At 72.6% G+C, this 25,624-nt stretch carries 24 protein-coding genes; 11 read left to right on the top strand and 13 right to left on the bottom strand.

From position 1 onward, the window contains the following. The first annotated feature begins 35 nt into the window (after positions 1 to 35). The 9 genes from ACZ4E1_RS00625 to ACZ4E1_RS00585 all read left to right on the top strand — a co-directional run bounded on the left by ACZ4E1_RS00625 (position 36) and on the right by ACZ4E1_RS00585 (position 9,248). Positions 36 to 1,076, top strand: coding sequence for an MBL fold metallo-hydrolase (locus ACZ4E1_RS00625; RefSeq protein WP_467534497.1), 1,041 nt, complete (start codon positions 36 to 38; stop codon positions 1,074 to 1,076). Between the two features lie 119 nt (positions 1,077 to 1,195). Beyond that, positions 1,196 to 1,441, top strand: a complete 246-nt coding sequence (locus ACZ4E1_RS00620; RefSeq protein WP_467534496.1) for a hypothetical protein — start codon at positions 1,196 to 1,198, stop codon at positions 1,439 to 1,441. A gap of 12 nt (positions 1,442 to 1,453) precedes the next feature. Continuing rightward, positions 1,454 to 2,608 carry a flotillin family protein gene (locus ACZ4E1_RS00615; RefSeq protein WP_467534495.1) on the top strand — a complete coding sequence of 385 codons (1,155 nt, stop codon included), beginning with the start codon at positions 1,454 to 1,456 and terminating at the stop codon, positions 2,606 to 2,608. Positions 2,609 to 2,933: 325 nt separating this feature from the next. After that, positions 2,934 to 4,160 (top strand): prenyltransferase/squalene oxidase repeat-containing protein, encoded by a 1,227-nt coding sequence (locus ACZ4E1_RS00610; RefSeq protein ID WP_467534494.1) that lies wholly within the window; start codon positions 2,934 to 2,936, stop codon positions 4,158 to 4,160. Then, a complete protein-coding gene (locus tag ACZ4E1_RS00605) occupies positions 4,157 to 4,825 on the top strand; it encodes an SCO2322 family protein (RefSeq protein ID WP_467534493.1) in 669 nt (222 codons plus the stop codon). The genes ACZ4E1_RS00610 and ACZ4E1_RS00605 overlap by 4 nt, the downstream gene beginning before the upstream one ends. 13 nt (positions 4,826 to 4,838) lie before the next feature. Then, positions 4,839 to 5,987, top strand: a complete 1,149-nt coding sequence (locus ACZ4E1_RS00600; protein ID WP_467534492.1) for an energy-coupling factor transporter transmembrane component T — start codon at positions 4,839 to 4,841, stop codon at positions 5,985 to 5,987. After that, positions 5,984 to 7,756 (top strand): ABC transporter ATP-binding protein, encoded by a 1,773-nt coding sequence (locus ACZ4E1_RS00595; RefSeq protein WP_467534491.1) that lies wholly within the window; start codon positions 5,984 to 5,986, stop codon positions 7,754 to 7,756. The genes ACZ4E1_RS00600 and ACZ4E1_RS00595 overlap by 4 nt, the downstream gene beginning before the upstream one ends. Further along, positions 7,753 to 8,577, top strand: a complete 825-nt coding sequence (locus ACZ4E1_RS00590) for an ECF transporter S component (protein ID WP_467534489.1) — start codon at positions 7,753 to 7,755, stop codon at positions 8,575 to 8,577. Before ACZ4E1_RS00595 ends, ACZ4E1_RS00590 begins: the two co-directional genes overlap by 4 nt. A gap of 263 nt (positions 8,578 to 8,840) precedes the next feature. Then, positions 8,841 to 9,248 (top strand): aggregation-promoting factor C-terminal-like domain-containing protein, encoded by a 408-nt coding sequence (locus tag ACZ4E1_RS00585; RefSeq protein ID WP_467534488.1) that lies wholly within the window; start codon positions 8,841 to 8,843, stop codon positions 9,246 to 9,248. Positions 9,249 to 9,475: 227 nt separating this feature from the next. Here the strand turns inward: ACZ4E1_RS00585 and ACZ4E1_RS00580 are convergent, their stop codons facing one another. Next, positions 9,476 to 10,720: an alpha/beta hydrolase gene (locus ACZ4E1_RS00580; protein ID WP_467534487.1), complete on the bottom strand. Its 1,245-nt coding sequence runs from the start codon at positions 10,718 to 10,720 to the stop codon at positions 9,476 to 9,478. A gap of 106 nt (positions 10,721 to 10,826) precedes the next feature. Further along, complete coding sequence (locus ACZ4E1_RS00575; protein WP_467534485.1) at positions 10,827 to 11,996, bottom strand: steroid 3-ketoacyl-CoA thiolase; 1,170 nt, start codon at positions 11,994 to 11,996, stop codon at positions 10,827 to 10,829. A gap of 231 nt (positions 11,997 to 12,227) precedes the next feature. Between ACZ4E1_RS00575 and ACZ4E1_RS00570 the strand changes: the two genes are divergently transcribed. Together ACZ4E1_RS00570 and ACZ4E1_RS00565 are read left to right on the top strand one after the other, a co-directional pair. Next, a complete protein-coding gene (locus ACZ4E1_RS00570; RefSeq protein WP_467534483.1) occupies positions 12,228 to 13,478 on the top strand; it encodes a cytochrome P450 in 1,251 nt (416 codons plus the stop codon). 29 nt (positions 13,479 to 13,507) lie between these two features. Further along, entirely contained in the window at positions 13,508 to 15,133 is a 1,626-nt protein-coding gene (locus ACZ4E1_RS00565; protein ID WP_467534482.1) for a hypothetical protein, read from the top strand. Here the strand turns inward: ACZ4E1_RS00565 and ACZ4E1_RS00560 are convergent. The 11 genes from ACZ4E1_RS00560 to ACZ4E1_RS00510 are packed head-to-tail and all read right to left on the bottom strand — an operon-like array spanning position 15,107 to position 25,621. Next, positions 15,107 to 16,381 carry a lytic transglycosylase domain-containing protein gene (locus tag ACZ4E1_RS00560; RefSeq protein ID WP_467534480.1) on the bottom strand — a complete coding sequence of 425 codons (1,275 nt, stop codon included), beginning with the start codon at positions 16,379 to 16,381 and terminating at the stop codon, positions 15,107 to 15,109. The genes ACZ4E1_RS00565 and ACZ4E1_RS00560 overlap by 27 nt on opposite strands. 44 nt (positions 16,382 to 16,425) lie before the next feature. Then, positions 16,426 to 17,142: a hypothetical protein gene (locus ACZ4E1_RS00555; RefSeq protein ID WP_467534479.1), complete on the bottom strand. Its 717-nt coding sequence runs from the start codon at positions 17,140 to 17,142 to the stop codon at positions 16,426 to 16,428. 31 nt (positions 17,143 to 17,173) lie between these two features. Beyond that, the gene (locus ACZ4E1_RS00550) at positions 17,174 to 17,701 is read right to left on the bottom strand and encodes a nuclear transport factor 2 family protein (RefSeq protein ID WP_467534477.1); all 528 of its coding nucleotides are present in this window, start codon (positions 17,699 to 17,701) and stop codon (positions 17,174 to 17,176) included. A gap of 22 nt (positions 17,702 to 17,723) precedes the next feature. Beyond that, on the bottom strand, positions 17,724 to 18,314 hold the full coding sequence (locus tag ACZ4E1_RS00545) for a hypothetical protein (protein WP_467534475.1): 591 nt from the start codon (positions 18,312 to 18,314) through the stop codon (positions 17,724 to 17,726). Further along, positions 18,311 to 18,808 carry a hypothetical protein gene (locus tag ACZ4E1_RS00540; RefSeq protein WP_467534474.1) on the bottom strand — a complete coding sequence of 166 codons (498 nt, stop codon included), beginning with the start codon at positions 18,806 to 18,808 and terminating at the stop codon, positions 18,311 to 18,313. The genes ACZ4E1_RS00545 and ACZ4E1_RS00540 overlap by 4 nt, the downstream gene beginning before the upstream one ends. Next, complete coding sequence (locus tag ACZ4E1_RS00535) at positions 18,805 to 20,040, bottom strand: MCE family protein (RefSeq protein ID WP_467534472.1); 1,236 nt, start codon at positions 20,038 to 20,040, stop codon at positions 18,805 to 18,807. The genes ACZ4E1_RS00540 and ACZ4E1_RS00535 overlap by 4 nt, the downstream gene beginning before the upstream one ends. Continuing rightward, positions 20,037 to 21,254 carry an MCE family protein gene (locus tag ACZ4E1_RS00530; protein ID WP_467534470.1) on the bottom strand — a complete coding sequence of 406 codons (1,218 nt, stop codon included), beginning with the start codon at positions 21,252 to 21,254 and terminating at the stop codon, positions 20,037 to 20,039. Before ACZ4E1_RS00530 ends, ACZ4E1_RS00535 begins: the two co-directional genes overlap by 4 nt. A gap of 2 nt (positions 21,255 to 21,256) precedes the next feature. Then, positions 21,257 to 22,270, bottom strand: a complete 1,014-nt coding sequence (locus ACZ4E1_RS00525; RefSeq protein ID WP_467534468.1) for an MCE family protein — start codon at positions 22,268 to 22,270, stop codon at positions 21,257 to 21,259. Beyond that, positions 22,267 to 23,328, bottom strand: a complete 1,062-nt coding sequence (locus ACZ4E1_RS00520) for an MCE family protein (RefSeq protein WP_467534467.1) — start codon at positions 23,326 to 23,328, stop codon at positions 22,267 to 22,269. Before ACZ4E1_RS00520 ends, ACZ4E1_RS00525 begins: the two co-directional genes overlap by 4 nt. Then, positions 23,325 to 24,386: an MCE family protein gene (locus tag ACZ4E1_RS00515; protein ID WP_467534465.1), complete on the bottom strand. Its 1,062-nt coding sequence runs from the start codon at positions 24,384 to 24,386 to the stop codon at positions 23,325 to 23,327. The genes ACZ4E1_RS00520 and ACZ4E1_RS00515 overlap by 4 nt, the downstream gene beginning before the upstream one ends. Continuing rightward, positions 24,383 to 25,621 carry an MCE family protein gene (locus ACZ4E1_RS00510; RefSeq protein WP_467534463.1) on the bottom strand — a complete coding sequence of 413 codons (1,239 nt, stop codon included), beginning with the start codon at positions 25,619 to 25,621 and terminating at the stop codon, positions 24,383 to 24,385. The genes ACZ4E1_RS00515 and ACZ4E1_RS00510 overlap by 4 nt, the downstream gene beginning before the upstream one ends. Positions 25,622 to 25,624: the final 3 nt, after the last annotated feature.

The raw sequence follows: 25,624 nt of genomic DNA, 5'->3' as shown, positions 1-25,624 counted from the left end.
GGCGATCGTGGTGATCGCGGCGGAGAGGCGGAGCCATGACGCAGGTGACCGACCACGGCGGCGGTGTGCACAGCATCCGCGTCCCGATCCCCGACAACCCGCTCGGCCACACCCTCGTCCACCTCCTGGACACCGACACGGGCCCGGTCCTGATCGACACCGGCTGGGACGACCCCGAGTCCTGGGACACCCTGGCCACCGGCCTGACCGCCTGCGGCACCGACGTCCAGGACATCACCGGAGTCCTGATCACCCATCACCACCCGGACCACCACGGCCTGTCGGCGAAGGTGCGCGACGCGTCGGGCGCGTGGATCGCGATGCACGAGGCGGACGCGGCGGTCGTGCGCCGCACCCGGGAGAACCCGCCCTCGCGCTGGTACGCGTACATGGCGGCGAAGCTGGTGGCCGCCGGGGCGCCCGAGGCGCACGTGGCCCCGCTGATCGCGGCCCGGGACGCGGGCCGCCCCCGCAAGCTGCCGGGCCTGGACCCCGCGCTGCCCGACCGCACGATCACCCCCGGCGACATCCTCGACCTGCCCGGCCGCCGGCTGCGCGCCATCTGGACCCCCGGCCACACCCCCGGCCACGTCTGCCTCCACCTGGAGGAGGACCACCCCCTCCAACTCCCGGGCCGGGGCCGCCTGTTCTCCGGCGACCACGTCCTGCCCGGCATCACCCCCCACATCGGTCTCTACGAGGACCCCGACGACGCCACCGTCACGGACCCCCTGGGCGACTACCTGGCCTCGCTCGAACTGATCGGCGCCCTGGGCCCGGCCGAGGTCCTGCCCGCGCACCAGCACCCGTTCACCGACGCCCCCGCCCGCGTCGCCGAACTCCTCGAACACCACGAGGCCCGCCTCGCCGACCTGCGCGCCCTCCTCGCCGCCCCGCTCACCCCGTGGCAGCTCGCCGAACGCATGGAGTGGAACCGCCCCTGGGCCGACATCCCCTACGGCTCCCGCAACATCGCGGTCTCCGAGGCCGAGGCCCACCTGCGCCGACTGGTGAAACTGGGACACGTGGAAACGGTCCAGGGCAGCGATCCGGTGACATACGTGGCGACGGGTTGACGGGGACGGCGACGCGGCGGCGGTCTTTGCCGCCCGGTGATGGTTCGGGGGGTCCGGGCGGGCGTATGGTCTGGCTCTCAGGGCTCTCACGAGCCGGAACGACAAGGGGGCGGCCGCCGATGGCGCCGGACGAGGCCGTGGTCGGCTGTACGGGGAGACTGCTCATCGGCACCCGGGGGCCCGCGGGCCCCGGCGAGGTGCTGGTGCGCGTCAGGGGCGGGACCGAGACGTTCCTCGCATGGTCGGAGGCTCCGCTGGAGCAGGGTTCGACCGTGCTGGTCATCGAGTCCCGCGGCACCCGGCAGGTCGAAGTCATCGCCTGGACCGATCCGTTGCTCGGCGACGGCACCGGCGACGCCCGCTAAGGAGACGTGAGCATGTTCGGTTATCGCGTTCCCGCACCCGACGAGGCGATGCTGATCTCGGGCGGCAGGCGGGGACTTGGGGGAGCGCCGTTCCGCGTCGTCACCGGGCACGGGAAGTTCGTCCTGCCCGTGTTCCGCAAGACCCGCTTCCTCTCGCTCGCGATGATGGAGTCCGAGGTCGTCGAGAAGTGCGTGACCAAACAGGGCATCGCGCTGACCGTCCGGGCCGTCATCGCCTTCAAGGTCGGCAACGACCACGAGTCGATCGTCAACGCCGGTCAGCGCTTCCTGTCCGACCAGGAGCAGATGTCCGTCCTCACCGGGCGGATCTTCGCCGGTCACCTGCGCTCCATCATCGGCTCGATGACCGTCGAGGAGATCGTCACCGAGCGGCAGAAGCTCGCCACCGAGGTCCTCGACACGTCGAAGTCCGAGATGGCGAAGATCGGGCTGCACGTCGACTCGCTGCAGATCCAGTCCATCGACGACGGCAACACCGGGTACATCGAGGCCATGTCCCGGCCCCACAAGGCGGCCATCCAGCGCCAGGCGCAGATCGCCCAGGCGCAGGCCACGCAGGCCGCCGCCGAGGCGGAGCAGGCGGCGGCGCGCAAGCAGGCCGAGTACGCGCGGCAGACCGCGGTCGTGCAGGCCGAGTACAACGCCGAGGTCGACCGGGCCAAGGCGCACGCCGACCAGGCGGGGCCGCTCGCGATGGCGCACGCCCAGCAGGAGGTGCTCGCCGCGCAGACCGAGCTGGCGCTGAAGCAGGCCGAGCTGCGGGAGAAGCAGCTGATCGCCGAGGTCGTGAAGCCGGCGCAGGCGGACGCGGAGCGGATCCGGGTGCTGGCCCTCGCCGAGGCCGAGCGCATGAAGATCCAGGCGGAGGCGGCGGCGTCCTACGACCGGGTCGCGCTGGACCGGATGCTCATCGATCAGTTGCCGCAGATCGTGAAGGAGGCGTCGGCCGGCCTGGCCGGGGCCAACGTGAACGTGCTGAACGGGGCCGACGGGCTCGGGGAGATCGCCGCCGGCCTGGTCGGGCAGGGGCTCACCATTCTCGACTCGGTGCGGAAGAACCTCGGCGGTGAGCCTGTGGGGTCGGATGTGGAGCCGTATCGGGGTTCGGGTGAGCGGAACGATGACGGGCCCGTCGATATTCGGTGACGCGTCTGCCCCTTTCGGGTTCGTTGCCGACTGCAGCAGCGTCGTGGTTGCTCGCGCCGTTCCCCGCGCCCCTGAAGGCGCACTCCGTGCGCCCCAGGGGGCGGGGAGCGCTCCAGGACCGGCCGGTAAGGTAGGGGGGTCGTCATTGTGCGTGTGTGAGGGGAAGCCGGTGGGAGTCCGGCGCTGACCCGCAGCCGTAGAGCCGGAATGCCTCACGCCCGTAGTGATCGGCTCGGAACCGTCGAGGCATACGGAGCCGGAGCCGCCCGGCGCCGACGCGTGCCGCGCCTCCCGGCCCCCCGCAGGGAGAGGCACCCGCCCCACCATGAACATTCGCCGCAGCGCCGCGCTCGTCGCCGCGACCGTCGTGATCGGCGCGGCCGCCGCGCCGGCCGCCGTCGCGGACGGTGCCTCCCCCTCGCCGAAGGTCGTCACGCCCTCGGGCCTGTACGGCAAGGGCGACCCGACGTACGACGGCGTGTGGCGGCAGTCGCTGGCCTTCGTCGCGCAGGACACCGTGGGCGTGAAGCCCGCCGCGAAGGCCGTGGACTGGCTGGCCGGGCAGCAGTGCGAGAACGGCGGCTTCGCCGCGTTCCGTGCCGAGCCGGGCAAGGCCTGCGACAAGAAGACGGTCGTCGACAGCAACAGCACGGCCGCCGCCGTGCAGGCCCTCGTCGCGGTCGGGGGCCGGGACGGCGAGGTCGCGAAGGGCGTCGACTGGCTGAAGAAGAACCAGAACGGCGACGGCGGCTGGGGCTACAACCCCGGCGGCGCCAGCGACGCGAACTCCACCTCCGTCGTGCTCGGCGCGCTCGCCGCCGCCGGTGAGAAGCCCGCCGACGTGAAGTCGGGCCCCGGCAAGTCCGGGATCGACGCCCTCGCCTCGCTCGCCCTGCCCTGCTCCGCGGGCAAGGACGGCGGCGCGTTCGCCTACCAGCCCGACAAGAAGGGCAAGCTCGCGGCGAACGCCGACGCGACGGCCGCCTCGGTCCTCGGTGCGCTCGGCTCCGGGTTCGCGCCCGGCAAGGGCGACGCCCCCGACGCGTACACCTGCGAGGGGGGCGAGAAGCCCGCGGACCTCGCGCACAACGGCGCCGTGTACCTGCAGAACCAGCTGAACACCCACGAGTACCTGAAGTCGCAGCTGGCCGGCGCCGAGGACCAGCCCGACTTCGGCAACACGGCCGACGCGGTGGCCGCCGTCGCCGCCGCGGAGGGCGTCAAGTACACGAAGGACCCGTACGCCTGGCTGGAGAAGAACGCGGGTGACTGGGCGAAGCAGTCCGGGCCCGCCGCCTACGCCCAGCTGATCTTCGCCGCGCACGCCACGGGCAACGACCCGCGCGACTTCGGCGGCACCGACCTCGTGAGCGCCCTGAACGAGACGGGTCCCGCGCCCGCCTCCGCGAAGTCCGGCGACAGCGCGTCCGACGAGAAGAAGAAGGACGACGACAAGGGCGGGTTCGGCACCTGGTGGATCGTCGGCGTGATGTTCGTCGCGGCCGTCGGCGCCGGGTTCCTGCTGAGCGGCCGCAAGAAGCAGCAGCTGTGACCCGCGGCAGATGCGCGGGCCTCGTGCTCGCGCTGCTCGGCGCGCTGCTCGCGGTGACGGTCGCCCCGGCCCAGGCCGCCGGCTACCGGTACTGGTCGTTCTGGGAGCGGGACGGCAAGGCGTGGTCGTACGCGTCCACGGGTCCCTCGCAGACGAGGCCGTCGGACGGTGACGTGCAGGGCTTCCGGTTCGCGGTGAGCGCCGACTCGGCCGACGCCACGCAGCCGCGCGGCGCCGCCGACTTCGACACGATCTGCGCGGACACGCCCGCGAAGGACGGCAGCAAGCGCATCGCGCTCGTCATCGACTTCGGCACGGCGAAGGACGCGCCGTCCGCCGGGGACCATCCGCCGCAGCCGCGTCAGGCCTGCGCGCTGGTGGACGAGGACGCGACGACGGCGGACGCGCTCGCCTCCGTCGCCGAGCCGCTGCGCTACAACAGCAACGCGCTGCTGTGCGCGATCGCCGGGTACCCGTCGACGGGCTGCGGCGAGCAGGTGTCCGGCAGCGGTGCGGACGAGCCGGCGAGCTCGGCGGACGCCGCCCCGAAGTCCACCGGTTCCTCCGGCGCGCACGGGCCGTCCGCCGGCGTGATCACCGCGGTCGTGCTCGTCGCCGCGCTCGGGGTCGGCGCCGTCTGGCAGGCGCGGCGCCGCCGCGGCTGAGCGGCTCGTCACCATGGATTCCGGCCGTACCCTGCGGGCCCCGAGGGCCCACCGTGCCAACTCCGTGCATCCCGGCGCCTGGTGGATCTGGGCGCTGGGCCTCGGCACGGCCGCGTCCCGCACCACGAACCCGCTGCTGCTTGCGCTGCTGATCGGCGTGGCCGGTTACGTCGTCGCGGCGCGCCGCACGGAGGCGCCGTGGGCGCACTCGTACGGGGCGTTCGTGAAGCTGGGGCTCGCCGTGCTCGGGATCCGGCTCGTCTTCGCGGTGGTCCTCGGTTCGCCGATTCCGGGCACGCACGTGCTGGTGACGCTGCCGGAGGTGCCGCTGCCGGACTGGGCGCAGGGCGTGCGGATCGGCGGCCGGGTCAGCGCGGAGGGACTCGCCTTCGCGCTGTACGACGGTCTGAAGCTGGCGACGCTGCTGATCTGCGTCGGCGCGGCGAACGCCCTCGCGTCCCCGTCCCGGCTGCTGAAGTCGCTGCCGGGCGCCCTGTACGAGGCGGGCGTCGCGGTCGTCGTGGCGATGACGTTCGCGCCGAACCTGATCGCGGACGTGCGCCGGCTGCGGGCCGCGCGGCGGCTGCGCGGGCGCCCCGACAGCGGGCTGCGCGGGCTGCTCCAGGTCGGCCTCCCGGTGCTCGAAGGGGCCCTGGAGCGGTCCGTGGCGCTGGCCGCCGCGATGGACGCGCGCGGCTACGGGCGGACGGCCGAGGTGCCGCGCGGGGTGCGCCGGGCCACGGCCGTGCTGACGCTCGGCGGGCTGATCGGCGTCTGCGCCGGCACGTACGGGCTGCTCGCCGCGTCCGGTGCCGGGTACGGGCTTCCGGTGCTGCTCGGCGGGGTCGCCGCCGCGCTCGGCGGGCTGTGGCTGGGCGGGCTCCGCTCGGTGCGGACCCGGTACCGGCCCGATGTGTGGGGCGTGCGGGCCTGGCTCGTCGCCGCGTCCGGGGTCGTCGCCGCGGCCGTGATGATCGTCAGCGGGGTGCGGGATCCGGGCTCGCTGCAGCCGTCCGTGGTGCCGCTGACGATGCCCGTACTGCCCCTGCTGCCGGCGGCGGGCGTGCTGGTCGGGCTGCTCCCGGCGTTCGTCGCTCCCGTGCCCGCCCCTCGTACCGATCCCGTTCCGTCCGCCGCCGTACCCGTGGAGGCCTCGTCATGATCCGCTTCGAGGACGTCTCGGTGACGTACGAAGGAGCCTCCGGGCCGACGCTGCGGAACGTCGAGCTGCACGTGCCGGAAGGCGAGCTGATGCTGCTCGCCGGTCCTTCCGGGGTCGGCAAGTCGACCCTGCTCGGCGCGGTCAGCGGGCTCGTGCCGCACTTCACCGGGGGGACGCTCGCGGGGCGGGTCACGGTCGCCGGGCGCGACACCCGTACGCACAAGCCGCGCGAGCTCGCCGATGTCGTCGGCACGGTGGGGCAGGATCCGCTCGCCCACTTCGTGACCGACACCGTCGAGGACGAGCTGGCGTACGGGATGGAGTCGCTGGGGCTCGCGGCGCCGGTGATGCGGCGGCGGGTCGAGGAGACGCTCGATCTGCTGGGGCTCGTCGAGCTGCGGGACCGGCCGATCTCGACGCTGTCGGGCGGGCAGATGCAGCGGGTCGCGATCGGGTCCGTACTCACTCCGCATCCGCGGGTGCTGGTGCTCGACGAGCCGACGTCCGCGCTCGATCCGGCCGCGGCGGAGGAGGTGCTGTCCGTCCTCCAGCGGCTCGTGCATGACCTCGGGACGACCGTGCTCATGGCCGAGCACCGGTTGGAGCGGGTGGTGCAGTACGCGGATCAGGTGGCGCTGCTCGGGGGGCGCGGGGAGTCTTTGCTGGTCGGGGATCCGGCGGCGGTGATGGCCGTGTCTCCGGTGTTTCCTCCGGTGGTGGGGTTGGGGAAGGTGGCCGGGTGGTCGCCCTTGCCGCTCACGGTTCGGGATGCGCGGCGATCGGCTGCGGGGTTGCGGGGGCGTCTTGCCGGGCTGGGGTCCGATTCCGGGCGCGGCGCCGTCGTGGCTGGTCGCGCAGTTCCCCGCGCCCCTGAAGGCACGCTCCGCGTGCCCCAGGGGCGCTTGGATCAGCCTGCGCCGGGGAGGCTCGGGCTTCGGCTGAGCCGGTCGCGCCACGCGGCGGAGCCGCACGTGTCACAGTCCCGCGCCCCTGAAGGCGCACCTCGTGCGCCCCAGGAACCCGCTGCCTCCGTTCGGAAGCTGGGGGTTCGGCGGGGGCGGGTTGAGGTGCTTCGGTGGGTGGAGCTGGAGGTGCGTGGGGGTGAGGTCGTCGCGCTCATGGGGCGGAACGGGGCCGGGAAGTCCACGCTGCTCGGGGCGCTCGTCGGGATGGTGAAGGTCGGGGCGGGGGACGTGCGGGTCGGCGGGGTGGATCCTCGGCGGGTCAAGCCGCGTGAGCTGATCCGGAAGGTGGGGCTCGTACCGCAGGAGCCGCGCGATCTGTTGTGCGCGGACACCGTGGGGGCCGAGTGCGTCGCCGCCGACCAGGACGCGGGCGCCGAGCCCGGGACCTGTCGTGCGCTGCTGACCGAGCTGCTGCCCGGGATCGACGACGCCACCCATCCGCGCGACCTGTCCGAGGGGCAGCGGCTCACGCTCGCGCTGGCGATCGTGCTGGCCGCCGCCCCTCCCCTGCTGCTGCTCGACGAACCGACCCGGGGTCTGGACTACGCGGCGAAGGCCCGGCTCGTCACCATCCTGCGGCGGCTCGCCGACGCGGGGCACGCCGTGCTCATGGCGACGCACGACGTGGAGCTCGCGGCCGAGCTGACCGACCGGGTGGCGATCCTCGCGGACGGCGAGATCGTCGCGGACGGGCCGACCCCGGAGATCGTCGTGTCGTCCCCGTCGTTCGCCCCGCAGGTCGCGAAGATCCTCGCCCCGCAGGAGTGGCTCACGGTCGCGCAGGTGCGGGAGGCGCTGGCATGAGCGGCGACCGGCAGGTGCGGGCGGTCCGGCTCGGGCCGCGTTCGGTGGCGGCTCTGCTGCTCGTCGGCGCCGTGGGGCTCGTGGCGATCGGCTGGCCGCTGATCACCGGCCCCGGGTCGGAGGTGAACGCGCACGCGCAGGACGCCCCGTGGCTGTTCGCCGGGCTGCTCGTGCTGCTCGTGGCCGTCGTCGCGGCGACGATCTCGGAGTCCGGGATGGGCCCGAAGGCGGTCGCGATGCTCGGGGTGCTCGCCGCGGCCGGCGCCGCGCTGCGGCCGATCGGAGCCGGCACGGCGGGCCTGGAGCCGATGTTCTTCCTGATGGTGCTGAGCGGGCGGGTGCTCGGGCCCGGGTTCGGGTTCGTGCTCGGCTCGCTCAGCATGTTCGCGTCGGCGCTGCTGACCGGCGGGGTCGGGCCGTGGATGCCGTTCCAGATGCTGTCGATGGGCTGGTTCACGATGGGCGCAGGTCTGCTGCCGGGGCCGCACCGGCTGCGCGGGCGGGCCGAGCTGCTGATGCTCGCGGCGTACGGGTTCCTGGCCGCGTTCGCGTACGGGACGCTCATGAACCTGGCCGGGTGGCCGTTCATGAACGCGCTGGCCTCCTCGGTCGCGTACCAGCCGGACGCGGCGCTGCACGACAATCTGGCCCGGTTCCTCGCGTACTGCCTGGCGACGTCGCTGGGCTGGGACCTGGGGCGGGCGGCGCTGACCGTGGTGCTGACGCTCGTCGCGGGCGGCGCCGTCCTGAAGGCGCTGCGGCGGGCGACGCGGCGGGCCGCCTTCGAGGCGCAGGTCACTTTCGACGGGCCGCGCCCGTGAACCGGCCCACATGACCCAGCTCACGTACTAGGCGCGATCGTAGGCGGCGCCGGGCGGGACGGGCGGGGTCGCACCCCCTCTGACCTGGGCTTTGCGACCCACGTCACAGAGCAGACATTTCGCCCTGATGCGACGTCCACTAGTAAAGGGGGCATTGCGCGGGGTTCTTCGGGCTGTTTCTGTGGAGGAGTCGCACGGCGCCGAAGCCCCCGCCAGGGCCCGGCGCCGACGTACGCCCCCCGTCCCCCACGGAAGGTTCCGCCTTGACCGCCACGCTCCTGCGCCGCATCGCCAGCCCGAAGAAGGCCCTCGCCGGTGCCGCGCTCGCCGCCGCCACGACCGGCCTGATCTTCTCCTCGGCCTCGGCCCAGGCCGCCGCGCCGACCTCGGCCAAGGCGATCGCGCAGCAGAAGATCGCGGACTCGGCGCAGTTCTCCTGCTTCGACAAGATCGTGTCGCACGAGAGCGGCTGGAACCCGAAGGCCACGAACACCTCCAGCGGTGCGTACGGCCTGGTGCAGGCGCTGCCGGGCAACAAGATGGCGTCCGCCGGGTCCGACTGGAAGACGAACCCCGAGACGCAGATCAAGTGGGGGATCGACTACATGAAGGACCGGTACGGGAGTGCCTGTGGCGCTTGGGCGCACTGGCAGGCCAACGGTTGGTACTGAGCGGGACCTTTTTGCGGGCGGCACCTTCGGGTGCCGCCCGCCCTTTTTGGGTTGTCGTCACAGTGCGGGCCCGGTGGGGGCTGATCGCGCAGTTCCCCGCGCCCCTGAAATGCATGCCCTTCGGGCGCATTTCCCCGACGCCCTGGCGCCCGATGAGATCGCGCACGAAGTGCGCATCTCTAGGGGCGCGGGGAACTGCGCGACCAGCCCCCACCGGGGCCGCGGGTTCAGGACGTCCTGTTGAACCACTTCGTGATCTTGGGGGCGGCCGCCTTGAAGCTGCCGAAGTGGTCCGTCGGGCCCTGATTGAAGATCGGGGCCCCAGAACCCAGCTGAGCCGCGCAGCTCTCCGCGTTGCCGATCGGGACATCCGTGTCCCCCTCGGCCGCGTACAGGCGGACCGGCACCGAGGGCTTCCAGGCACAGGCCCCGTCATTCGCGGCGATCGCCTCCCGCAGGGCCCCCGTGGGGTGCTGCATGCGGGCGTAGAACTCGGGGGTGAGGAGTTCCTTCACGGTCGCGGGAAGCGCCGCGACGATGTCCTCCTCGCCGTGCTCCCCGTCGAAGAGCGCCTCGACGCGGTCCGCGTAGGGCGCGCGGAAGACCTCGGCGGGGTCTTTGTAGATCGGGTGGAGGCGGTTCTGGGCGACGAGGAAGTACGCGGTGTAGAAGAGGCCGCTCGTGTCGTTGACGCGGCCGTCGTAGAGCGCGGGGATCTCCTGCCCCGAGAGGTCGTAGGGGCCGCTGACGGGCGCGAGGGCGCGGAGCCTGAAGTGGTGGTCGGCGCCGGATTCGAGGGCCTTGCCGAGGGCCATCGCGACCTGGCCGCCCTGGGAGAAGCCGGTCGCGTAGACGTCGCCGGTGAGGGGCCGGCCGAGTCGGGCGGACGCGTGCCGGGCGGCGCGCAGCATGTCGAGGGAGGCGGTGACGGAGGACGCCGTGTCCATGTAGGGGTGGACGCCGGGGCCCTTGCCGAGGCCGAGGTAGTCGGGCGCGGCGACGGCCTTGCCGGCGGCGGCGTTGAGGTAGGCGGGGACGCGGCCGAAGTCGGTGGTGACGGAGGGCGCGTAGTCGCGGTGGACCATCGTGCCGTGGGTGTCGGAGACGAGGTCGAGGCGGCGCGGGCCGCCGGCCGGGAGGGCGAGCAGGCCGGTGGCGGTGGTGGGGCGGCCGTAGGCGTCGACGGTGCGGTAGGTCAGGCGGTAGGCGCGCACACCGTGGCGGACGGTGCCGGTGTCCATGGCGCGGTCGGCGAGCCAGCGGGTGACCCCGGCCCGGTCGAGCCCGTCGAGCGAGGTCACGGCGACGAGGGCGCCGCGGGCGGCCGGGGCGCGGTCGGCGCGCGAGGTGGACGCCGCGGCGGCCGGGGCGGCGAGGGCTCCGGCGAGGAGCAGCGCGGCGGTCGCGGCGAGGCCTCTGCGCAGGCGTGAAGTCGTCGTACGGGCACGGGAGTTGTCCGGGTTGGAAGTCATGGGACGACCGTAGGGAGCGGGGCCCGTGCGGCGACATCCGAGGCGCCCCCTGGTGCGGGGTGGTGTTATGTCCACCCCGCGCCGGAGGGCGCCCCCGGGTGGCGGGTCAGAGCCGCTGGATGATCGTGCCGGTGGCCAGGGCCCCGCCCGCGCACATGGTGATCAGGGCGAACTCCTTGTCCCTGCGCTCCAGTTCGTAGAGGGCGGAGGCGATGAGGCGGGCGCCGGTCGCGCCGACGGGGTGGCCGAGGGCGATCGCGCCGCCGTTCACGTTGACCTTCTCCAGGTCCTGTTCGAAGACCTGGGCCCAGCTGAGGACGACCGAGGCGAAGGCCTCGTTGATCTCGACGAGGTCGATGTCCTTGAGGGACATGCCGGCCTTGCCGAGGACGGCGCGGGTCGCGTCGACGGGTCCGTCGAGGTGGTAGTGCGGGTCAGCGCCGACGAGGGCCTGGGCGACGATGCGGGCGCGCGGCTTGAGCTTGAGGGCGCGGGCCATGCGCTTGGAGGCCCACATGATGGCGGAGGCGCCGTCGGATATCTGGGAGGAGTTGCCCGCGGTGTGGATGGCGGTGGGCATGACGGGCTTGAGGCGGGACAGGACCTCCATGGTGGTGTCGCGCAGGCCCTCGTCGCGGTCGACGAGCCGCCACATGCCGTGGCCCGCGGCCTGCTCCTCCTCGGTGGTGGGCACCTGCACGGCGAAGGTCTCGCGCTTGAAGCGCTCCTCGGCCCAGGCGGCGGCGGCCCGCTCCTGCGAGATGAGGCCGAGGGAGTCGACGTTCTCGCGGGTCAGTCCGCGACGCCGGGCGATGCGTTCGGCGGCCTCGAACTGGTTGGGCAGGTCCACGTTCCACTCGTCGGGGAACGGTTTGCCGGGGCCGTGCTTGGAGCCGGAGCCGAGCGGGACGCGGGACATGGCCTCGACGCCGCAGGAGATCCCGACGTCGATGACGCCGGCCGCGATCATGTTGGCGGTCATGTGCGAGGCCTGCTGGGAGGAGCCGCACTGGCAGTCCACGGTGGTGGCCGCGGTCTCGTAGGGCAGGCCCATGGTGAGCCAGGCGGTGCGCGCCGGGTTCATGGACTGTTCGCCCGCGTGCGTGACGGTGCCGCCGATGATCTGCTCGACGCAGTCCGCCTGGATGCCGGTGCGGCCGAGGAGCTCGCGGTAGGTCTCGCCCAGCAGATACGCGGGGTGGAGATTGGCCAGCGCGCCACCGCGCTTGCCGATCGGAGTACGTACGGCTTCGACGATGACGGGTTCCGCTGCCATGACCTTCGTCCCTCCACACAATCCCGGACCACCGGACCGACGGGCGACGCGCAAAACTAGAACGCGTACCAGTTCCAGGTGCAGTCTCGACTCGCTTACCCCGGGTACGCAAGGGGCGTGCACGGACATCGCACGGAACCGACACCGACACAGGCCTTGCCACTTCTAGAACCGGTTACTACCTTTCGAGCCAGAACTGACGGATCGTCAGAACCAACACGGGAGTGACTCATGCCGTGCCCCGCGCTGCCCGACGGGTTCGACTTCACGGACCCCGATCTGCTGCAAGACCGTGTGCCGTACCCCGAGTTCGCCCAGCTGCGGCAGGCCGAACCGGTTCGCTGGATACCGCAGGAGCCCGGGATCTCCGGCTTCGCGGACGCGGGCTACTGGGCGGTGACCCGGCACGCGGACGTCAAATACGTCTCCACGCACCCGGAGCTCTACTCCTCCAACACCAACACCGCGGTGATCCGCTTCAACTCCTCGATCCAGCGTGACCAGATCGAGGTCCAGAAGATGATCATGCTGAACATGGACCCGCCGGAGCACACCCGGGTGCGCCAGATCGTGCAGCGCGGCTTCACCCCGCGCTCGATCCGCTCCCTGGAGGAGAAGCTGCGCAGCCGGGCCCTCGACATCGTCGCCAAGGCCCTGGAGCGGGACTCGAGCGACGGCGGCTTCGACTTCGTCACGAACGTCGCGGTGGAACTGCCGCTCCAGGCCATCGCCGAGCTCATCGGCATCGCCCAGGAGGACCGCGCCAAGGTCTTCGACTGGTCGAACAAGATGGTGGCGTACGACGACCCGGAGTACGCGATCACCGAGGAGATCGGCGCCGAGGCGGCGATGGAGATCGTCTCCTACGCGATGAACCTGGCCGCCTCCCGCAAGCAGTGCCCGGCCCAGGACATCGTGAGCCAGCTGGTCGCGGCCGAGGACCAGGGCAGCCTGTCCTCCGACGAGTTCGGCTTCTTCGTCATCCTGCTGGCCGTCGCCGGCAACGAGACGACCCGGAACGCGATCACGCACGGCATGCACGCCTTCCTCACCCACCCCGAGCAGTGGGAGATCTACAAGCGGGAGCGCCCGAGCACCACCGCCGAGGAGATCGTGCGCTGGGCGACACCCGTGGTCTCCTTCCAGCGCACCGCCACCCAGGACACCGAGCTGGGCGGCCAGAAGATCAAGGCGGGCGACCGGGTCGGCCTCTTCTACTCCTCCGCCAACCACGACCCCGAGGTCTTCACGGACCCGGACACCTTCGACATCAAGCGCGACCCGAACCCGCACCTCGGGTTCGGCGGCGGCGGACCGCACTTCTGCCTCGGCAAGTCCCTCGCGGTCCTGGAGATCGACCTCATCTTCAACGCCATCGCGGACGCCATGCCGAACCTGCGGCTGGCCGGCGACCCGCGCCGGCTGCGCGCCGCCTGGCTCAACGGCGTGAAGGAACTCCAGGTGTCCACCTCGGCACCCTGAGTGACGCGGGGGCCGTAGGATCGGTGCCCGTGGCCACGGTCGAACTGCCCTTCTTACTCCTCCGCCGTTTCACCCTGACCGCGTCCCGGCGGACGGCACTGTGCGCGACGGCGCCGGTGCTGCCGCTGTACGCGGTGTGGACGCTGCTCCTCGCGACGGGCGGCGGCGATCTCGCGGCCCAGGAGGCCTGGGCCGGATTCGCCGCCGAGCACGGCGGTTCGGCGTACAACCTGTTCTGGTACGGAGGCACGCACACCGCCAACTACTCCGTCCTGTCGCCCTACTTGATGGCGTGGGCCGGGGTGCGGACGGTGACCGTGCTGTCCGGGATCGCGGCGTCGTGGCTTGGCGCCGTGCTGCTCGTGCGCTGCGGGGTGCGGCGCCCGGTCCTGCCCGCCGTCCTCCTCTCGCTGGCGCTGTGGTGCGACGTGGCGTCGGGCCGTACGACGTTCGCGCTCGGGGTCGCGCTCGGACTCGGCGCGTGCGTGGCGGTCACCGGGCGGCGCCAACGCGCGGAGGTCGCGGCAGGCGCGGTGGGTGCGGCCCTCGCCACGCTCGCGTCACCGGTCGCCGGACTCTTCCTCGCCGTCGTCGGCGCCGGTCACATCCTCGTACGGAGAGGGGGTCCGGCGGCGGCGCTGGCGTTGCCGCCGGCCGCCGTCGTGGGCGTCACGACGCTTCTCTTCCCTTTCCGGGGCGAGCAGTTGATGCCGGTGGACCGGATCTGGCCACCGTTCCTTTTCGCGCTCGCGCTGGTGGTGGCGGGGCCCGCGCACTGGCGTGCGGCGCGCGGGGCCGCCGCCGTGTACGCGCTCGGCACGGTCCTCACGTATCTGATCCCCTCCCCCGTCGGCACGAACGTGGAGCGGCTCGCCGAACTGGCCGCGCCCGCCGTCCTCCTGGCGGCGCTGCGCGCCCCCGGCCTGCGCCGCCTCCAGGTGCTCGTCCTCGCGGTGGCGCTCGTCTGGTCCTCGTACTGGGTCGGGCAGAAGACGCTCGACGACCTGAAGGTGTCGACGCGGGTGCCCGCCTGGGCGCGGCAGACCGGCGGTGTCGTACGGGAGTTGGAGCGGCTCGGCGCTGACCGTACGCGCGTCGAGGTGGTCCCCGCGCGCAATCACCGTGAGGCGACGGTGCTGGCCCCGCACGTGAACATGGCGCGTGGCTGGAACCGGCAGCTGGACGTGGAGCGCGGACGCCTCTTCTACGACGGCTCGTTCTCGGCGGCGACCTACCGGGCCTGGCTGGACCGGTGGGCCGTCGGGCTCGTGGTGCTGCCCGAGGGGAGGCCGGACGGGCCCGCCGAGCAGGAGGCCGCGCTCGTGCGGCGCGGGGCGCCCTATCTGGAGCCGGTGTGGCGGGACGCGCACTGGCGGGTCTACCGGGTGCGGGACACAGTGCCGCTCGTGTCCGCACCCGCGTCCGTGGTGGACGCGGACGCGGCGCGGGTCACGGTGCGGTTCGCGCGGGCGGGCACGGCGACGCTCCGGGTCGCGTACTCGCCGTGGCTGCGGGCCGAGCACGGATGCCTGCGGGTGCGGCGGCGCGGCGAGTTCACCGAGCTGACCGCGCCCGCCGCCGGGACGTACCGCGTCGGCTCGGCGATGAAGGACCCGTCGAAGGGGCCGTCAGGCGCCGGGTGCGGTGCAGGGTGACGGGCTCTCCGTCGGGCCCTCGGTGGGGGTGTCGGTGGGGCTGGGGCTCGGGGAGTCGGTCGGGCTCGCGCTGTCGGAGGGGCAGTCGGTCGGGGTGCCCGGGTCGGTGGGCGTGCCGGTCGGACCGTCGGTGGGGTCACCCGTGGGACCACCGGTGACGGGCGGCGTGGTGGGCGGCTCCGTCGTGGGCGGCGGCGCGCTGTCCGAGGGACCCGGGCTGGGGCTCGGCCCTTCCGTGGGACGGCCGGACGGGCGCGGTGTGCCGGGGGTGCGGGTCGGCTCGGGGCCGATGACGATGCCGCCGCCCCCGCCCTTGCCGCCGTCGGAGCCGCCGTCCCGGCCGTCGCCGACGGGTTTGGTCGCGGGCGTCTTCGACCCGGCGCCGGGGCTGACCGGCACGACGCCCTTCCCGTCCGGCACCTTGTGGACGCCGCTGCGGTAGAACTCCATCCAGTACAGGACGAGCCGCACGTAGTCGCGCGAGTAGTTGTAGCTGAGGATGCCGCGCTCCAGGCCGCGCGCGGTGCCGAGGTCCCGGTTCCCGGCGCACAGGTAGTGCCCGGCGCCGAGGGCCGCGTCGAAGATGTTGTTGGGGTCGGCGCGGCCGTCGCCGTTGCCGTCGGCGCCCCAGCGGCGCCAGGTGCCGGGCAGGAACTGCATGGGGCCCACGGCCCGGTCGTAGACGGCGTCGCCGTCCCAGGCGCCGCCCTCGGTGTCCCGGATCAGGGCGAACCCCTTGCCGTTCAGGGGCGGTCCGGTGATCCGGTGCCGGGTCGTCCCGTCGGCGGTGACGTCACCGCCGCGGGCCTGCCCGGACTCGACCTTGCCGATCCCGGCGAGCAGCTGCCAGGGCAGCCGGCAGCCCGGGTCGGTGCGGCCGACGGACGCCTCGGCGCGGCGGTAGGCGGCGAGGACGGTCGCCGGGATGCCGGCCTCCGCCCGCACCTGCTCGCGGGGGAACGTGGTGCCCGGGGCGTCCGGCGCCTTCAGCGGCGGGAGTTCGGTGTGGTACGAGTCGTCGCCCTGCGAGGCGACGGGCGGCAACGGCTCGTCGAGCACGGCGAACGGGTCGCTGCGGCCCGCCTTCTCGGCGCCGGAGCCCGCGTCGCCGAGCAGCTCAGGGGCCTGGGACGCGGTGAGCAGGGCGGTGGCGGCGACGGCCACGGCGGTGCCGCGCAGGCCCCGGCTCAACCGGGTGGCGCGGCGCGGACGGCGTCGGATACGCAGGGTGCTGCGCGGGGTGCGCAAGGGGTGCCCCTCTCGTTCGTCGCGTACGGGTCGGTGGGTGCCGGTCAGTTGCCGAAGGTGTCGATGCCGGACACGAGCCAGCGCCCGTCCTTGCGGACGAGGTCGACGGCGAGCATGGCGCCCGCGTAGTTCGCGGCGGTGTCGGACTTGGCGGCGGTGCCGGTGCTGCTCTGGTCGGCGAACACGAGGACGCGGGCGCGGGGGCCGTCGATCCGCTCGACGGCGCTGTCGGTGACGGTCGTCGTGACGACCGTCTTCTGCTTCTCGGCCTGCGCGAGCACCGGTGCGAGCAGCGTGCGGTGCTGCTCGACCGCCTTCCCGGTCAGCAGCCGCTCGGCCGCCTTGCGCGCCGCGCCGGGATCCGCCTGGTCGTACGAGAACAGCGCCTCGACCGCCTTCTCCGCCTGTCCCTTGACCTCGCTGGTCCGGGCGGGATCGGACAGCGCGGCGTTCCGTGTCGCGGCCCCTGCGTCGAGGCTCTGCGCGCGGTGGAACGCCCAGCCGGCGAAGGCGCCCAGCAGGAGGGTGAGCAGGCAGAGGGCGACGAGGGCCTTCGGGACGCGGGGCGCCGGGCGCGCGGGCTCGGTCCGTACGGCCTTCTTCGGCACGGTCTTCTTCGGTACGGCCTTCTTCAGGTCGGACTTCGTCAGCTCGGGCTTCTTGAGCTCGGGCTTGTCACGTACCGGCGTCTGCGCGGGCACCGCGGCGAGGCGGCGCTGCCGGTTGAGGTGGTGGCGGGTGGTGTGGCGCGTCGTGGACATCGGGGTCCGCTCCCAACGGTTCGGGGGTCGGTCAGTCGGTGGTCGCGCTGTCGCCGACCGGGGCCTGGCCGAGGGCGCTGAGCTTCCAGTGGCCGTCGGTGCGGGTGAGTTCGCCGAGCATGCGGCTGTCCTTCTGCGAGGACTTGCCGCCGGAGGCGGTGACGGTGACGCGCAGGGCGACCATGACGCGGGCGCGGCCGGCCCGTTCGTCGAGCTCGGTCAGGGCGCCGTCGAGGACCTTCGCGGTGCTGACCGTGCGGGCCTCGCGGACCTGCTTCTCGAACGCGGAGCGTCCTCCGGCGAGTTGGGTGTGCAGTTCGCCGGTGGTGGACGACTCCCACAGGTCGAGGCCGTGCGCGAGGTTCTTGTGGTCGAGGGTGTTGAGGTTCTGCACGGCCTGCTCCCCGGCCTCCAGGGCGTCGTCGCGGGCGGTGGCGTAGGCGGCGGTGTCGTCGTGCGCCGCGCCGTACCAGGACCAGCCGGCCCAGGCGGCGAAGGCGCCCGCGACGAGGGTCAGGGCGAGCGCGGCGAGCAGCAGGGGCCGTCCGATGCGGTCCATCCGGGTTCCTTTCAACGGCCGTTCACCGGGCCTTGATGTCGACGATGCGCCAGACGTCGTCGCGCAGTTCGGCGGTGACGGACAGCTGGGCGGCGGACGTCGTGGGTTTCTTGGTGCCGCGCCGGGCGGTCTGGTCGAGGAACACGAGCAGGTGCGCGGTGCGCCCGCGCAGGCTGACGGTGCCGACGCGCACGGCCTGCGTGGACAGGGTGACCTTCTGGTCCCGTACGTCGGCCCGGACCCGCGCGAAGAGCTGCGCGTACTGCTCCGCGGCGCGCCCGGACAGGGTGGCCCGCGCGGACCGCTCGGTGGCCTCGGTCCCGTCGGGCGTGTACGAGAACACCTTGCCGAGCGCGTTGCTCACGTCCCCGTTGACGCGTGCGGTGGCCGCGGCGTCGGTGAGCGCGTGGTCGCGGGCGTACGGGGCGCTGCGCAGGGCGTGCGCCTGGAACAGCAGCAGGCCGCCGGCGAGGGCGAGGAGCACGCCGAGGGTGACGACCCCGATCGCCGCGCGGCTCCCACCTCTCGGCGGGGACTCGGTCTCGGGGGCGTCCGCTTCCTCGGGCTCGGCTTGCAGGACGGGCCCGACGGCCTCGCTCTTCGTGTCGCTCATCCGCCCACCGCCGTCACCGGGATCGCGTTCAGGGCGCGTACCTTCCATGTGCCGTCGGAGGCGCGGGACAGCGTCGCCTCCAGTCGTTTGCGGTCGGTCGTCGGGGACTTGGCGCCCTTCGGGGTGGTCTCCACGCGGAGGGTCGCGATGAGTTTGGCGGTGCCGGCGTGATCGTCGAGGGCGGTGAGGGCCGCGTCGGTGACGACTCCGCGGGAGGACGGGCCGGTGGCCGGGGCGAGGCGGGCGAGCTCGGTGCGCAGCGGGCCGGAGGTGACCGACTTCCAGGTGCCGATGCCGGCCTTGGCGCGGGCCGTCGACGACGCGTCCAGGGTGGAGAGCGTCGCGACGGCGGCCCGGCCGTCGTCCAGCGCGGCGTCCCGGGCCCGCGCGTACGCGAGGTCGTCGTCGCCGCGGGCCTGCGCGTACGACCAGGTGCCCGCCCCGCACAGGGCGACGGCCGCGGCGAGCCCTGCTCCCGCGAGGGCCCGCCTCATGAGCCGTTCCCCGTTCCGCTCAGGCCGAGCAGACCGGCCATGTCCCCGGAGGAACCGTCGGCGCCGCTCTCCTTGAGGGAGGGCAGGTTCAGCGCGCCGGGCCGGGCGGGCTTCGGCACGGGGCCGCCGCCGGGGGCGTGCGCCGAGCCGCGGACGCCGACCCCGCTGGACGCGGGTGCGGTGCAGCGGGCCTTGGTGTTGAGCGCGGGCGCGGGGCCGGTGTCCGTACCGAGGCGGTAGCGGGTGCCTCCGTAACCGGCCGTGCACGGGAGCGGCTTGAAGAAGGTGACCGTCATGCCGAAGTTGACCTTCTTTCCGTCGACGGCCGTGGCGCCGGCGGCGACGGCCCGGGGCAGCTGCACGAGCAGCTCCTCGGTGCCGCGCTGCCGGGTGACGGCGACCTCGGACGTGGTGAGCAGATTGGCGAGGACGACGCTCAGGTCGGGGTCCATGTCCCGCAGCAGCCCGCTGACCTGTGTGGCGGCGTCCGGTGCGGCCATGACGAGGCGGCGCAGGTCCGCGTCGGAGCCCTTGAGCGTGGCGGCGAGGTCCTTGGCGCCGGAGGCGAAGTCGCGGATGGCCTTGCCCTCCTCGGCCTGGGTGCGGAGCACGACCGCGCCGTCGTTCATGAGGGTCGTGGTGCTGGGCAGGGCCCGGTCGGCGGCCCGCACGAAGTCGGTGCCGTTGTCGAGGAGGACCTGAAGGTCCTCGCCACGTCCCTCGAAGGCCTTGCCGAACTCGTCGACGACGGTGCGCAGGTCGTCGAGCGGTACGGAGGTGGTGAGGTCGTCGACGCTCGCCAGCACGTCGGTCACGGGCCGCGGCACGGCGGTCCGGCTCGCGTCGATCCGCGAGCCGTCCTCCAGGTACGGCCCGTCCCCGCGCTTGGGCCGCAGGTCGATGTACTGCTCGCCGACCGCGGAGAGGCTGGCGACGACGGCCTGGGTGTCGTCGGGGATGGCGGGTGCGGACTTCTTGATGCGCAGTTCTGCCTCGACCCCGTCCGAGGTGAGCCCGATCGGTCCGACCCGCCCCACGGACACGCCCCGATAGGTGACGTCGGAGTGAGTGAACAGGCCGCCCGTACGCGGGAGTTGGACCGTGACGGTGTAGTAGTCGGCGGCTCCGACGTACCGTCCCAGGTCGGCGTACCGGATGCCGAGGAAGGCGAGGACGAGGACGGCGATGACGAGGAACGCGAGGTTCTTGAGGCGGATGGCGAGCGTGATCACTGCCCCTCACCCCCTGAGGCCGACGCGGACGCCGACGCGGACGTGGGCGTGGACGCCGACGGGCCGGGGGCCGAGGTCGCGGGCAGCGGCAGCGCGGGCCGGCTCGCACCACTGGACGCCTTCTTCTGCCGCTCCTTCTGCTGCTGCGTCTGCTTCTGCGGGGTCGGCGTCGGTGCGGGCGAGCCCTCGGTGAGCGGCGGGACGAGCTGGGTGCCCGACGGCGCCGTCATGCTCAGGTAGACGTTGAGGTAGTCGCCCTTGACCCCGCGCAGCACCTCGTCCGTGAACGGGTAGGTGAGCAGCACCTGGAGCGAGTCGGGCAGGTTCTTGCCGGAGTCGGCGAGCGCCTTGAGGGTGGGGGCGATGGCCTTGAGGTCGGCGACCATGTCGGCCTTGCCCCGGTCGACGGTGTCGACGGCGACGCCGCTGAGCCGGTCGAGGGAGCGCAGCATCGTCATGAGCGAACCCCGCTGGTCCTCCAGGGTCTTGAGGCCGGGCGACAGATCGGTGAGCACGGTGGCCACGTCTTCCTTGCGGTGGGCGAGGGTCGCGGAGAGCCGGTTGACGCCGTCGAGCGCGGCGGTGATGTCGCCGCGGTGGGTGTCGAGGTTCGTGACGAGGGTGTTGACGCGGCGCAGCGTGGAGCGGACCTCGCTCTCACGGCCGCCGAGTGCGGCGTTGAGCTCCTTGGTGATGGTCTTGAGCTGGTTGACGCCGCCGCCGTTGAGCAGCAGGGAGAGGGCGCCGAAGACCTCTTCGACCTCGGAGTTGCGTCCGGTGCGGGAGAGCGGGATGCGGTCGCCGGCGTTCAGGGCGCCGGTGGCGCCCTGCGTGGGGGCGACGAGCTGGACGTACTTCTCGCCGAGGAGGCTGGACTGTTCGAGCCGGGCCCCGGTGTTGGCGGGCAGGTCGACGTCGCCGTTGATGCTCATGGTGACGCGGGCGTTCCAGTTCCTCCCGCTGCCGAGGCGGATCTTGGTGACGCGTCCGACGGCGACGTCGTTGACCTTGACCGCGGACTGCGGGACGAGGCTGAGCACGTCCTTCATGTCGGCGGTGACGGTGTAGGGGTGGTCGCCGAGGTCGGCGCCGCCGGGCAGCGGCAGGTCCTCGATGCCGCCGAAGGAGGGGGTGGGCAGGGTGACGACACCGAGGGTGAGGCAGAAGGCGACGGTGACGGAGACGGCTCCGCCGATGAGCAGGCCTCGCCGCATGACTACTCACCCCCCACGGCGGGCAGCGGCAGCAGGGGCCCGCCCAGGCTGAGCTCGTTCAGGTTGGCCCGCCCGTCCAGGGTCCGGGTCCGCGGGTTGTAGGCACTGACGACGTTCTGCGCGGCGAGCGGGGCGACGTCCAGCGCCTCGGCGAGGGAGGCCCGCTGCTCGACCAGCGCCCGGGTGAGGGGCACGAGCTTGCGGACGTTCTTGCGCAGCTCCCCCCGGTTGTCCTTGATGAACTTCTTCACCTGGCCGAGCGCGATGCCGAGCTCCTTCAGAGCCCCGGCGAGATCGTCCCGGTTGTCGGCGAAGTAGCCGGTGACGTCGTCGAGGTTCTCCTGCGCGGTGCGCACGCCGCCGTCCTTCTTCTTCAGCATGGTCGTGAACGCCTGGAGTTGGCTGAGCGTGGTGAACAGGTCGTCGCTGCGTCCGTCGAGCGTCTTGGCGGCCTTGCCGAACTGCTCGATGCTGTCGCCCATGGCGGCGCCGTTGCCCTTCAGGTTCTTCGCGCCGGTGCCGAGGAGGTCGGACAGGGCGCCCTTCTCGTTGGCGCCGCCGGGCCCGAGCGCCTTGCTCAGCTCGGTGACGCTGTCGTAGAGCTGGTCGACCTCGACGGGGGTGCGGTTGCGGGACGCGGGCAGCTTCGCCCCGTCCTTCAGCTGCGGCCCGCTCGCGTACGCGGGCGTGAGCTGCACGTACCGGTCGGCGACGACGCTCGGCGCGACGGCGACGGCGCGCGCCCCGGCGGGGATCTTCACCCCGTCGTCGACGGCGAGGACGACCCGCACGCGGGTGCCCTGCGGCCGCACCTCGGCGACCTTGCCGACGCGGACGCCGAGGACGCGCAGGTCGGAGCCGGCGTAGATGCCGACGGCCCGGTCGAAGTACGCGGTGATCCGCATCCCTCCGGAGTCCGCGGCGCGGACGCCGACGACGCCGGCCGCGACGAGCACGGCGAGGGCGACCCCGCCGACCAGCAGCTTCCACTTGACGGACAGGCCTGCGGATGTCACCGGCCCCCACCCTTCACGTCGTACGTCCCGTTCTTGGGCGGCACGCAGGAGGTCTTCGGCAGCGAGGTCTCCGGCAGGTAGTTCCGGGGCACGACGCCGCACAGGTAGCTGTCGAACCAGCGGCCGTTGCCGAGGGTGTTGCCGATCAGCCGGTAGTAGGGCCCGACGAGCGCGAGGGTGCGGTCGAGCTTCTTCTTGTTCTTCTCCAGGACGGTGGTGACGCGGCCGAGCGCCTGGAGGGTCGGCTTCAGCTGCTGTTCGTTGTCGTCGACGAGCCCGTCGAGCTGGACGCCGAGCGCCTTGCTGCCGGTGAGCAGCGCCTTGATGGCCGTACGCCGCTTCTTGAGCTCGCCGAGCAGGGAGCCGCCGTCGTCGATGAGGGTCTCGAAGCTCGACTTCTTCGTCTTGAGCGTCTTGGTCAACTGCTTGCTGCCCGCGAGGAGTTCGGCGAGCTGCGTGTCGCGCGAGGAGACGGTCTTCGACAGGGCGGACAGGCCCTTCACGGCGGCGCGCACGTCGGGCGGCGAGTCCTTGAAGGTCTCGGAGATCGTCTCGAAGCTCTCGGCGAGCTGCTGGGTGTCGATCTCGTCGATGGTCCCGCTGAGGTCCTCGAAGGCCTCCGTCACGTCGTACGGGGAGGTGGTGCGGCTGAGCGGGATGCGGGACCCGGGGTCCTGCTTCCCGCCGCCGAGCGGGTCGAGGGCGACGTACTTCTCGCCGAGCAGCGTCTTGATGGCGATGGCGGCGGTGGTGCGGTCGCCGATCCAGGTGCTGTCGTCGTCGACGCGGAAGGCCACCTTGACCTTGGGTCCGTCGAGGCTGACGGAGGTGACCTCGCCGACCTTGACGCCGGCGATGCGCACCTCGTCGCCGTCGCCGAGTCCGGCGGCCTCGCTGAAGTCGGCGCTGTAGTCGGTGCCGCCGCCGACGAGGGGCAGGCTGCTGACGTTGAGGGCGGCGAGGGCCAGCAGCGCGAGGACGAGGAGTCCGGCGAGGGCGACGGCGACGGGGTTGCGTTCCTGGACCGGTTTGATCTCGGTGAACCGGGGCCGTTTCACTGGCACCTCGCTTCTTCGACGACGATGCCGGTGGGGGGCTTCGACCCGTCGGACATGGTGACGCCGTCGACCTTGGCCCGGCACAGGTAGAGGTTGAACCAGGAGCCGTAGGACGAGAGGCGGGACAGGGCGGTCATCTTGGCGGGCGTCTTGTCGAGGAAGTTCTCGATCTGCGGGATGCCGTCGCCGAGGGTGCCGGAGAGCCGGCCGAGCTGCTTGATGTCGTCCTTGAGGGGCGCCCGGGAGTCCTGGAGGAACCCGGCGGTGACGGTCGTGAGGTCGCCCATGGCCTGGACGGCGTCGCCGAGCGGCTTGCGGTCCTCGTTGAACCCGGAGACGAGGCGGGTGAGGGTGGTGACGAGGTCGTCGAACTTGTCCTCGCGGTCGTTGATCGTCTTCAGGACCTCGGTGAGGTTGCCGACGACCTGCCCGATGACCTGGTCCTTCGCGGCGACGGTCGTGGTGAGGGAGCCGACGTGCTGGATGAGGCTGTCGACGGTGCCGCCCTCGCCCTGGAGGACCTTGACGATGGAGCCGGCGAGCTCGTTGACGTCCTTCGGGGAGAGGCCTTCGAAGAGCGGCTTGAAGCCGTTGAAAAGGAGGGTCAGGTCGAGGGCGGGACGGGTGCGGGTGAGCGGGATGGTGGCACCGGGGTCGAGATCCCCCGTGTCGTCCCCGGTGCCACGTTCGAGGGCCACGTACCGCTGGCCGACCATGTTGAGGTACTTCACGGCGGCCGTGGTGGTCCGGGGCAGTTCCCGGCCCTTCTCGACGGTGAAGGTGACCTGGGCGGTGCGGTGGTCGACGACGCGCACGTCGGTGACCTCGCCGACCTTGACGCCGGAGATCCGCACGCCGTCGCCGTCGATGAGCCCGGTGACGTCGGTGAACAGGGCGCGGTAGGTGGTGGTGTCGGTGCCCACCCCCGTGTTGGCGATGGACAGGCCGAGCAGGGCGGTGGCCAGCGCGGTGACGACGAGGAAGACGAGGGACTTGATCAGCGGTCCGGCGACGGACCGCCGCCGCACGTGCGCGAACTCGGTGTCTTCTGCGGTCACTTGAGCTTCACCTCCGTCCCCCGGTAGACGGGTCCGGCGAGCAGGCTCGACCAGTCGGGCAGGTCGCCCGGCACGGTCTTGGCGGCCGGGGCGATGAGCTCGTTCACCAGGTCGTTCTCCTGCGGCGAGTTGGCGGGCCCGAGGTTCTGCTCGGCGGAGGCCGTGGCGGTGACGGGCGCGCGGGCGGAGGTGCCGAGATACGGGACGGGGTAGCAGTGGGGTCCGCCGCCGGTGGAGTACGTGGGGGTGTCGCGGCCGGGCACGTAGTTGCCGCGCGAGGCGACGGTGGTGACGTCGACGTGCAGCCCGGGTTCGTCGGTGCCCTTGCCGAGCGCCTTGTCCATGCGGGGCACGAACTCGGCGAGGGTGCGCAGGGTGCACGGGAACGAGGGCGAGTACTTGGCGAGGATCTGGAGTGTGGGCCGTGAGGTGGCGGACAGCCGGATGATGTTGTCCTGGTTGGCCCGCAGGAAGGCGTCGAGGTCCTCGGCGGTGCGCGTCGTGGCGCCGTAGGCCGAGGCGAGGTCCTGCTCCTTCTCGGCGATCGTGCCGCTGGTGGTGGTGAAGTCGGTGAGCGCGTCGAGGATGCCGGGGGCGGCGTCCGCGTAGACGTGCGAGACCCTGACCAGCTGCTTGAGGTCCTCGTTGAGGGTCGGCAGGTTCGGGTTGAACTTCTTCAGGTGCGCGTCGAGCGTGCTGAGCGTCTCGCCGATCCTGCTGCCGCGCCCTTCGAGCGCCTGCGAGACGGCGGACAGCGTCGACGACAGTTTCTGCGGCTGTACGGCGGTGAGCATCGGCAGGACGTCGTCGAGGACCTGCTGGAGCTCGATGGCGTTGGCAGAACGGTCCTGCGGGATGGTGGCCCCGGCCGGCAGCATCCGCGTACTGGGCGTGCTCGGCGGGACGAGCGCGACGTACCGCTCGCCGAACAGGGTTGTCGGCAGCATCTGGGCGCGCACGTCGTCGGGGACGTGGTCGAGGGCGCCGGGTTTCAGCGCGAGGGTGAGGCGGGCCCCGGTGTCGGTGGCGTCGATGGCGCGCACCTCGCCGAGGACGACGCCCCGCAGTTTGACCTCGGCCCCGAGGTGCATCTCGTTGCCGACGCTGCCCGTCTCGACCACGACTTCGTCCGAGTCGACGAAGTCCTTGTCGTAGACGGCGACGGCGAGCCAGATCAGCAGGGCGGGCACGACGAGGAAGACGATGCCGGCGAGCCGGCGGCGCAGGGTCTCCATGGG

The sequence above is a fragment of the Streptomyces sp. NPDC025806 genome, from assembly GCF_055558275.1.
This window is presented reverse-complemented; position numbering and strand designations above follow the sequence as displayed.